Origin of the sequence: Bifidobacterium callimiconis (genome assembly GCF_003952005.1) — a bacterium.
Lineage (GTDB): Bacteria > Actinomycetota > Actinomycetes > Actinomycetales > Bifidobacteriaceae > Galliscardovia > Galliscardovia callimiconis.
In genome coordinates this window covers 1-10,469 of the sequence record NZ_QXGJ01000025.1, presented here as the reverse complement: position 1 = coordinate 10,469, position 10,469 = coordinate 1, and the positions used below count along the sequence as shown (strand labels likewise).

General features: G+C 59.7%; 8 protein-coding genes. 4 read left to right on the top strand and 4 right to left on the bottom strand.

What is annotated here, in order from left to right; genetic code table 11:
• From D2E23_RS11390 to D2E23_RS11375, 4 genes are all read right to left on the bottom strand, one after another.
• The coding region (locus D2E23_RS11390) for a radical SAM protein (RefSeq protein WP_126031010.1) at positions 1-946 on the bottom strand (946 nt) is incomplete at its 3' end.
• A gap of 138 nt (positions 947-1,084) precedes the next feature.
• A complete protein-coding gene (locus D2E23_RS11385; RefSeq protein WP_126031009.1) occupies positions 1,085-2,614 on the bottom strand; it encodes a sulfatase family protein in 1,530 nt (509 codons plus the stop codon).
• 136 nt (positions 2,615-2,750) lie between these two features.
• Complete coding sequence (locus D2E23_RS11380) at positions 2,751-4,175, bottom strand: sugar porter family MFS transporter (protein ID WP_126031008.1); 1,425 nt, start codon at positions 4,173-4,175, stop codon at positions 2,751-2,753.
• Between the two features lie 416 nt (positions 4,176-4,591).
• Positions 4,592-5,479 (bottom strand): D-hexose-6-phosphate mutarotase, encoded by an 888-nt coding sequence (locus D2E23_RS11375; protein WP_126031007.1) that lies wholly within the window; start codon positions 5,477-5,479, stop codon positions 4,592-4,594.
• Between the two features lie 215 nt (positions 5,480-5,694).
• On the opposite strand from D2E23_RS11375, the gene D2E23_RS11370 reads away from it, so the two are divergent.
• The 4 genes from D2E23_RS11370 (at position 5,695) to D2E23_RS11355 (ending at position 10,399) form a co-directional block, all read left to right on the top strand.
• Positions 5,695-7,029, top strand: a complete 1,335-nt coding sequence (locus tag D2E23_RS11370) for an ROK family protein (protein ID WP_241227299.1) — start codon at positions 5,695-5,697, stop codon at positions 7,027-7,029.
• Positions 7,004-7,996: an ROK family protein gene (locus tag D2E23_RS11365; RefSeq protein WP_126031006.1), complete on the top strand. Its 993-nt coding sequence runs from the start codon at positions 7,004-7,006 to the stop codon at positions 7,994-7,996. The genes D2E23_RS11370 and D2E23_RS11365 overlap by 26 nt, the downstream gene beginning before the upstream one ends.
• Positions 7,997-8,082: 86 nt before the next feature.
• Positions 8,083-8,871, top strand: a complete 789-nt coding sequence (gene nagB, locus D2E23_RS11360; RefSeq protein ID WP_126031005.1) for a glucosamine-6-phosphate deaminase — start codon at positions 8,083-8,085, stop codon at positions 8,869-8,871.
• Between the two features lie 208 nt (positions 8,872-9,079).
• Complete coding sequence (locus D2E23_RS11355; protein ID WP_126031011.1) at positions 9,080-10,399, top strand: N-acetylglucosamine-6-phosphate deacetylase; 1,320 nt, start codon at positions 9,080-9,082, stop codon at positions 10,397-10,399.
• Positions 10,400-10,469: the final 70 nt, after the last annotated feature.

Sequence of the window (10,469 nt, the reverse complement as noted above, 5' to 3'; positions counted from 1 at the left end):
ACTGTCCGAACAATGCGCCCAGTGCCGCATCGAAGTCCTGCACGAATACGCGCCCCACGTCATGCGTGATCCATTCGTCGAAGATCGTGTTGAGAAAGTCTCCGTATGCTTCCGGTTTGGTGGATCGTGAAGTCACGGCATCGCCGTGCTGTCGGTAAAGAAGTCCTACTTTGTGGCAAGTTCCCGAACTGCCGACATCTGCGGTTCGTTTTGTTCCGGTGGCCCGCCATCCACCATGTTCGACACGGTCCAGCTGGTCGGGATCCACACGTTCGACGATCGGTATGAATTGCAGGTAGTCTGCTCCGAGTTCGTCCCGGAAGTAGCGGTACACCTCCAGTGGATGCTCTTCATTGGCATGATGTACGGTGCACAGGATATTGCAACGCACACCTGCTTTTTGCAGAATGTTCCATCCACGGATCACCATGGAGTGCGTGCCGCGGCCGGCGCGGTTGAGACGGTAGGCATCGTGATACTCTGCGGGGCCGTCGATCGATACTCCCACCAGTACGTCATGCTCATGCAGGAATTCGGCCCATTCGTCATCGATGAGTGTGCCATTGGTCTGCATGGCATGCACGACATGCTGCTTGGGACGGCGGTATTGTTCGCAGAGTTCGATCAGGCGTCGGTAGAACGGCAGCCCTCGCAGAGTGGGCTCGCCGCCCTGCCAGAGCATGGTAACTTCCCCGTCGGGGCTAGCCGCCAGATATTCGGCTACATATCGTTCCAGGGTTTCGTCGCTCATTTGCTGCCGTTGTGCGTTGTACAGCAGTTCCTTGGAAAGGAAGAAACAATACTGGCAATCGAGATTGCATGCGGCGCCGGTTGGCTTGGCCACTACGGAGAAGGGCAGCTGGCGACGATTGAGGGGTGTGTGGCGAGCCTGTGTCGTCTGACGCTTGATGGCGTCTTTGGCCGGGGAAAGTGTTGCCGTTGCCATTGCTGCTCCGTTCACGGTTTGGAAGTTGGCTGGAATATGGAAGGGGCCTGCTCTTCCGCAAGGAAGGAAACGGAAGAGCAGGCGTGGGAAAACATGGGAGTGGCGGGTCTCATGCCCTCGTGTGATGGCGTTGAAGGATTACTTCGCCACGGAGTCCCAATCGGAACGAGCGGTGTTCTCCAGCGGAATATCGAAGTCGGTCATCGCCGCCATCCATTTGGCGAATGAACTGTCGCCGCGCTCGCGGAGCTGACGGTACAGTTCGGCGGCCAGCTCTCGGCGGATCTTGTCATAGGCCGGTACGGTGTACACGTTGTTCAGCTCGTATGGGTCGCAACGCAGATCGTACAGTTCGTCCATGGATTCGTGATTGATGACCAGCTTGAATTCATCGGTGCGAATCATGCGTTGCTGGATGGGGAAGTGCAAGCCATGGAATTCGCAGACAATGTTCTTGCGCCAGTCGGGCACGGTGTCGCCGTGGGCGAGCGCGGTGACCGGTCGGCCGTCTTCAACCAGCTTCGGGTCGAGTCCGGCGATGTCCATGATCGTGGCGGGAATGTCGATCAGCGACACGTATTCGTCGCATACGTTACCGTGCGTGACGCCTGGGATTCGTGCGATGAACGGGATGCGGTAGATGTCGTCGTACATAGCCGGTCCCTTGTCGTTGAGTCGATGGGCGCCGGTGAATTCGCCGTGGTCGGCGCAGAAGAACATGGCGGTGTCGTTCATGAGCCCAAGTTCACGTGCCGCGTCGAGGATTCGTCCGATCTCGAAATCGATCATGGCCACGTAGCCCCAGTACACGGCGATGAGCTTGCGCCACTGATCGTTGTCGAACGACGACGTCGACCAATAGGTTGCATAGTTCTGCTGCACCGGCGGCTTGCCGATCAGAGAGTCGCCGAAGCTTTGCGGCAGCGTCACATCGTTCGGGTCGATCAGGTCGAACCATTCATCGGGCAGGAAGTATGGCAGGTGCGGTCCGAAGAAGTGGACGTCAAGGCTGAACGGCTTGCCGTTTTCCTTGTAGTCCTTGGCGTACTGACGCAGGCGGGCGATGGATCGGTCGGCGATGAAACGCTCGAATGTTGCCTCCTCGGGCTGGTCAAGACGGGCGGCGATGATATGGCCATCGCGGTTGCCGGGAAGCTTTCCTCGCCAGATGTCATGAGCCTTGACCGGAGGCAGATTGTTTTCCTCCAGCCAAGCTACATATTCTTCGTTGGCGACCGGGTTTTCCGCTCCCCAGAACGTGTCGTCATCCATGCCGAACTTGTCGGGCAGGTTGGTGCCGCAATGGTACTTGCCTACCATGCCCACGTTGTAGCCGTGGTCGTGCAGTTCCTGTGTATACGTCCAATCGGTTTCGGGGATGGCCGTGGAGTAGGCGATGTTCCATTCGGGGTTGGCGAGCGTCTGATGCTTGAACGGCAGCTGGCCGGTGAGCATGGACGCGCGTGCGGGTGTACAGATGGCGGAGGGGGTGAATCCCTTGGTGAAACGGCATCCATCGGCGGCGATGCTGTCGATGTTGGGCGTGCGGGCATGTTCGTTGCCAAGGCATCCGAGGGTGTCGATGCGGTGCTGGTCGGTCATGAACGTGATGACGTTGCGCACGTTGGAGGGGATGATCCGCTGGCCGGTGGTTGTGGGTTCTGTCATGTGATGCTCCTTGCTTGTAATGCAGGTGATCTGTCTACGTATCGTTCTGAGTGAGATCTCAGTGTGTGTCCCTACGCGGAGGGAACACACACTGATGAGGTGATTGGGGGCGTGCCTTACTGGTTGATCGCTCCGATCAGCCCATGTCTTCCAGCGACTTGCCGCTGGTCTCGTGCAGGAACTTCTTGGCGAAGATCACGGCCATCACGCCGAAGAAGCAGTACATCCAGTAGGTGAATGCCGGCGACCAGGCGACCAGGTACGGGAACATGAGCACCACGACGAGGTTGACGAAGAAGTCGGCGCCGGATGCGAGCGACATTGCGCTGCCGCGGATCTGGTTCGGGAACATTTCGCCCATCATCACGGAGAAGATCGGGCCCCACGATGAGGTGAAGCCGAGCAGGAAGCAGCACAGTGCGGCGACGGCCGCGAAGCCAAGGATCGGGCTGCCGCTGATGTCCGGTCCGTTGGGGCCCTTCGGGGCGATGGTGAACACGGTGGCGACCACGGCGAGCGAAATGAAGATCAGCGTTCCGCCGTAGATCAGCATGCGCTTGCGGCCGACCTTGTCCACGAGCAGAATGCCGGTGGTCACGCCGATGATCTTAAACACACTGAGGATCAGGGTCTGCTGGAATGCCGCCGATTCGGGGATGCCTACGGATTCAAACAACGTGTTGGAGTAGAAGAAGATGCCGTTGGTGCCGGTGAGCTGCTGGAATGCGGCGAGCGCCATGCCGACGAATACGAGACCCTTCCACTGGGACTTCAGCACTGCGAACATGCTCATTCGTTCGGTGCCCTCTTCGCCCAGCGAGGCGTGGATGGCTGCGACCTGTGCGGGAACGTCATCGCGACCGGTGACCTTGGCGAGGACCTTGGCGGCTTCGTCATTACGACCCTTGGCAACCAGATAACGCGGGGATTCGGGGATGAGCGCGGTGAGCACGATGTAGAAGACAGCCGGAATAAGCAGGAACAGGAACATGAACTGCCATGCCTTGAGACCGAATGCCATTTCAGCAGTGGAGGAACCGGCGATGTTGGTGACTACCAGATTCACGATGGCCGCAAACAGCAAACCGAGAATGATGGCAAGCTGTCGGAACGAGATCAGCCTGCCGCGAATACGGGCGGGGGAGATTTCCGCAACGTATCCTGGTGCGACGGTGGTTGCCGCACCGAATCCCATGCCTCCGACCACGCGGCAGAACAGCAGGAAGAAATAGCCGCCCAGCCATGGGGAGAAGGCTCCAAAGATGGCCTCGAACAGCAGCAGCGGTCCCGCACACATGAGGACGGTCTTGCGGCCGATATGGTCGGACAGTCGTCCGGCGACAACGGAGCCGATCAGACCGCCGATGATGCCTGCCGCGCCTGCGACGCCCTTGGCGAACGAGCCGAGCTGAAACTCGGTGCCGACGGCGCTGATGGCGCCATTGAGCACCATGCCTTCAAAGCCATAGAACAGGGGGCCGAGTGTAACGATAAGAGCCAGCGTGGTCGCGTAGCGTTCCGCGCTACGCACCTTGTCTGGTATTGCTGCCTGTGCTGTCATGTGATCTCTCCTTTGAGCTGTGCGTCGGACCTTCCCGGTTCCAACGTTGCACCCAGTATACACGAAAATGTAAAGGAAGGTGACATTTGAAGAATGTCAATACGCCATACGGTAGGGCAGCTTGTATTTCAAGGAAAATAAGCGATTGTTGCTGTTATGTGACGCCTTGGCTTAGGGGGTGTGGCTTATACATGCTGTTTATGTAATATATGTTGCGTTTTTGTGAGAGTGTGATGCCCTCTGAAGAGGGTATGCATATGCAGAAAAATGGGTATATGCGCATCATGGCCGGGGCGCTATGGTCGCCTTCGTGATGCGGATATACCCATTTCGGTATGTTCGGATCTCGGTCCGTCGGGGTTCTTCGTTGTGCTTCTATCCGGGATGCCTTGACCGATCCGACGTCTTGGGCGGTGCTACTCCCCCCGGAGCGTCTGGCTCAGCGTGGCGGATTCGCCGGGTGCGAGCGTGGTGGCGTTGGTGCGGCAGTTGGCCGCCTCCACGCAGACGAATCCGCGCCACTCGCCAGCCGCCATGTCTCCGATCCCGTTGCCGGCCGCCTCGCCAGGGTTCCAGACCACGGTGTTCTTCGACCCGCTCTTATCGACCACAATCGTGCGGCCGAGCTGTTCGTCGATCACGTGAACCGTGTCGTGGCCGCTCTCACCGCCGGCGAAGTAGATTCGGTCGACCATGCTGCCGTCGAACGTGATCGGCTCGTCGGGCTGTGTGCATTCGGGGTCGTTGTCGAGCGTGGTGTCGAGGAACTTTGCGCCCTCCAGACCGGCCACCTGCACATGCTCGATATCGCCGATGTTGAGGTACGTGTGCAGCGCCGACTCATAGGTGAACGGTTCGTCGCCGTCGTTCGTGATGGTCAGCGAAGCTTGGAATTCCGCGCCGCAGCGAACCTCGTACACGGCGTGGAATGCGGCCGGGCGCTCGGCGGAGCCGCTGAGCGTGGCGAGCCAGTCGGGATCGGCGTCGGCGGAATCGAGCGTGTAACGCGCGAACGAGTCGGTGCTGGCGGGCTCGTCGTAATGCCAGAACGAGATGCGGCCGAAGCCGTGCTTGGGCTTCTTGGCGGCGACGTGGCCGTCGGCGAATCCGGAGTTGAACCAGGGGAAGATGACGGGGATACCACCGCGGATGGCGGTTCCCTTGGAGAAGTACACGGCCTTGGGGTGCCACAGCACGCCGGGCTGACCCGCAGGGGTCCATTCCAGCACGTGTGCGCCGTAGTCGGTGATGGTTGCGGTGGATTCGTCGTTGATGAAATCGCGCGAGATAAAGCAATCGTTCATGGGGTCAGTATATGGCAGAACGTCCGTTATGATCATATTGTCATGTTTATTTACATAAATATGATATAGCGAAAAACGTTGAAATATTGGGGAAGGTAAGCTATCTAAGCTTAAATTGAGAGGGCGGTGAATGGCGTGTTTGAATTTTATGTGCTATAAAGTAAACACAGTTGACATAAATAAGAAGTCGGACGCCGCTGTTTGACGGAATCTCGATGGAAAGGCTGATGATGTGTGACGAGTACGCACTTGATTCTCGTTCATCGTCGTCGCATGGCCATTTACGGCCCATTGGTGCGATGTCGGTGACGGATTTGGGTGTGCCTCAACGGAAAATGGAATGGTCCGACAATCAAGGAGAGACCATGTCCAGAACAACGTTGAAGTCTGATCCGTCCGACGTTCGAGCACGCAACATCCGCGCCGTATTCCAGCTGCTGTTCCCCGTTGACCAGATGTCCCGAGCCGAGTTGGGCCGCCGAGTGGGATTGTCCCGCATGGCGATCAGCGAGGTGGTGGGCGAAATGGTGGATAACCATCTGCTGCGCGAAACCGGCATGGACAGTCGTACGGGCCGTGGTAAGCGCTCCGTGATGCTGGCCGTTGACCCGGACGGTTGGCGTATCGTCTCGGTGGATCTTACCCAGACGTTCGTCATTCGGGGTGCTCTGGTTGATCTTTGCGGGCGGATTGTCGGCCGTGTCGAGATTCCCTGCGAAAACGCGGGCGATGTGCAACTTGAGGTTGTAGGCGAGCTTTGCGAGAAACTGCTGTCCATGACTGACCGTCCTGTGCTGGGCATGGGTATGGCGGTGCCTGGCGTGGTGGATCCCGATGGTGTCGTAATCCGCTCCGTCAACCTAGGGTGGACGAATGTGCCTCTCAAGAAACGCGCTGAGACACGCTTCCATATACCAACGGTTGTCTGCAATGACACCAACATGGCCTTGCTGGGCGAATGCTATTTTGGCGACTGCTCTGCGGACTCCATGTTCATCAAGATCGGTCAGGGCGTGGGCGCTGCGGTCTGCGTGAACGGCGAGATTGTGAACGGACGCGGCTACGCGGCTGGTGAAATCGGACATGTGGTCGTGGATCCCAAAGGGCCTCGTTGCGTATGCGGTAAGCGAGGATGCCTCGAAGCGCTGCTGTCGGTGCCGCATCTACGTGAACGGATTGACTCCGAGCCCGAGGATCGCACATCGATTCTTGCCGAGGCGGGTCAGCGGCTCGGTCGAGCGCTCGCCATGACAGTGAGCTTGCTGGATCTGAGTGACGTTTCGGTATTCGGTCCGCCCGAGATCGTGGGCGAGGCGTTCATCGGTTCCATGCGAGAGGAACTTGAGGCGAGAATCTCTGCGGACTACCGCGATATGCCTTCTCTGCATCGTTGCCAGCAGGGTGACGATTTGGTGTTGCGTGGGCAGGCCGTTGCCGTAATTCGTCAACTGATCGACAGCATTCACAACCGCAGTCTGGTGGAGGGCGTCGTGCGTTCCACCTCGGAAGGAGAACAATTACATCATGACCCAGGCGAACCCAGCAATTGACGGTGCGGTCAATGCCGCTTCGCTGCGTATTGGCGTAGATGTAGGCGGTACCAAGATCGAAGGAGCGCTCATCGAATGTGGGCGTGGGGGCGACGCGCATGACGGGGTGCGCGTGATCGCGAATGTTCGTGTTCCGGCCCGACGCGGTGAGCGCGAGGTGATTGAAGATATTGTCACTGTAGTGAGCGCAATGGTGCGTGAGGCTGCAGAAAAGGCGCTCGGCCCCATCGAGGGTGTCGGCATTGGAACTCCCGGTCGCGTGGATAGCGTTGCCGGCACGGTGGAGAATATCGCCAATCTTGATGTTGCTCGGCTGGAACTCTCCCGCGAAATCGGCGAGGCGGTTGGCTTGCCGGTGCATGTGGAAAACGACGTGAATGCGGCGGCTCTCGGTGCCTATGCGCTGTTGGACCATTCCTTGGTCATCGGTGACGACGAAGCTGTGGTCTTCCTTAACCTTGGCACAGGCTTGGCGGCGGGAATCCTTCGTGGCGGACGCCTTGATCATGGTTCAAGCGGCGTGGTCGGAGAAATCGGCCATATTCCAATCGAGCGGCATCGATGGGTGTGCCCTTGTGGACAGTCGGGATGCCTGGAAACCGCAGCTGGTGGCGGGGCGATCATGCGTCAGTGGCCCCAGGCCAATCCTCCTATGCCGGACATTCTCGCCAAAGCCAATGACTCGTCTCATCCTGAATGCGAATCCGCCAAAACCGTGTTGCATACGGTGATCGGTGCGATTGCCGATGCCATTGATGTTCTTGTCATGACCGTCGATCCCCGGGTCATTGTGATAGGCGGTGGCACTGCGAAGACCGGGGATCCGTTGCTGGCGGAGATACGCAAGGAACTTCGTCGCCGTGAGCAGGGTAGTGCATTCATCGCATCCTTGCAGTTGAGCGACAGAATTGCGCTTGCTCCTCTTGATCAGCCTATCGGCGCTATTGGGGCCGGGCTGTCGTGGTGATAGCGCGACGCCGATGCCCTATGTGAAATCAAAAAAACATTGATCCGTTCCGTAAAAATTCGACAACAACCAAGAAAGAAGGAACCATGGCGGAAGTCATTATCGTAAAAAACGAGGACGAGGCCGGCGAGATCTATGCGCGATGCGTCGCCGATCTCATCAAGTCCAAGCCTGACTGCGTGTTGGGCCTGGCGACCGGCTCGAGTCCGTTGGCCGGTTATCGTCATCTTGCCCAGATCGTGCACGACGAGAATATTGACGTTTCCGGTGTGCGGGGATTCGCACTCGACGAGTACGCCGGTCTTGATCCGAATCATCCTGAGTCGTATCGTAGCGTGATCACTCGGACTGTCGTGGAACCACTTGGGCTAACTCCGTCTCTGGTCCACGTGCCGAACGGCAACCTCGATACGATTCGTGAGGCGGGTCGTGAGTACGATGCGGCCATTGAGGCTGCCGGTGGAGTGGATCTGCAGATCCTGGGCATTGGTACGGATGGTCATATCGGGTTCAATGAGCCGGGCAGTTCCCTTGCCTCCGGTACCCGTATCAAGACGCTTACCGAGCAGACGCGCATCGACAATGCTCGTTTCTTTGACGGTGACGTCAACAAAGTGCCGACGCATTGCATCACGCAGGGCATCGGCACGATCATGAAGGCCCGTCACTTGGTGCTTATGGCCTTTGGTGATGGCAAGGCCGAAGCTGTGGCGGAGACTGTGGAGGGCGGAGTCAGCTCGCTGTGCCCGGCGTCTGCATTGCAGCTGCATCCGCACGCCACCGTGATCGTGGACGAGGCCGCTGCATCTCGGCTGCGTAACAAGGATTACTACCGCTGGGCTTATGCGCATAAGCCGGCTTGGCAAGGAATCTGACGAATATCTGACTCGCGGGGCTCGTCTCGTTGAAAAGCGGGAATCGGGTTCCTGTATGTAGGGAGGCTGCGCCTCGCGTATAATGTCAGACATCAGACAAATTTCGGCAGGGTAGCCGTGAATCTGTCGGAGCACAGGCACACATATAACAGACACAGGCATAGGCAAGGTGGCACAGAAAGCTATGGAATCTGAGACTATCGAAACCATGGACTCAACCAGAACGCAGGCGGTCGAACGCATCAATGACGCGTTTGCGCAGCCGGCCGGATCGTTCGCGATCCGCAACGCGCGCAAGGTTGATGCGCGCGGTGTGCAGGACCACTACTGGCTGGTGGTACGCAATGGCGTGATCGCGGCCGAGGGTGCGGAGATCGACGTGGAGGTCGGTGGCACCGAGGACATGGCGGGTGCGTTCGCCAAGGCGGTGGCAGCGGTGGAGGCGGGGGCATCCGCGGCGGCGGGCGGCCCGACATCCGACCCCGGCAGCCTTCCCATCATCGACGCGCATGGCGCAATCATGACCCCCGGCTACGTGGACATCCACGCGCACGGCGCCTGGGGTGCATCGTTCGACGACGGCCCGGACGGCATCGCCGCGGCCCGCGCCGGACACATGATGCACGGCACCACGCGCCAGGTGCTCAGCCTCATCACCAACCCGATCGACACGATCTGTGAGAACCTGCGCACGGTTCGCGCGCTCATGCCCGACCGGCCCGACATCCTCGGCACGCACCTCGAAGGTCCGTTCCTCGCACTCGAGCGCAAGGGGGCCCACGACCCGGAATGCCTGCGTGACCCGGTGCCCGAACTCGTGGATCAGCTCCTCGAAGCCGCCGACGGGTGCCTGCGCCAGATCACCATCGCCCCGGAGCTGCCGCACGGCATCAGCGCGATTCGCCAGTTCGTGGAGGCCGGGGTCCGGCCGGCCGTGGGCCACTGCTCGGCCGACTACCAGACCGCCAAGCGCGCGTTCGACGCGGGCGCTACGATTATGACCCACATGTTCAACGCGATGAACGGTCTGCATCACCGCAAGCCTGGCCCCATCCCCGCCGCCGTGGAGGATCCGCGCGTCACAATCGAGCTGATCAACGATGGCTTCCATGTGCAGGACCCGATGGTCGCGCTTTCGTTCGGATTTGCGCCCCACCGTACCGCGTTCGTCACCGATGCGATGGCCGCCACCGACTGCCCCGATGGGCATTACCTGCTCGGAGCGCTCGACGTGAACGTGGAGCACGGTCACGCCCGGCTCGTGTCGAACGGTGCGATCGCCGGATCCACGCTCGTGCTGGAGCGTGCGGTCAGCCGCGCAGTGCTCGACCTCGGCATCGACCCGGCGGCGGCCGTGGAGGCGGCCACGCTCACTCCGGCCAGGGCGTTCGGCTTCGACCGCCCGAATCCGGTGACCGGCGCCCCGATCGGCCTGCTCGCAACCGGATATGCCGCCGATATCCTGCTGCTCGACCCCACGGACTGGCAGGTCGACGCCGTCTGGTGCGCCGGCCGCCGCATGAAGTAGGGCTCGAAGGCTCCCGCCGCGCCGCCAAACGGGGGCCGACCGGGGCAATCTTCGAGTTCTGTGCGGATTC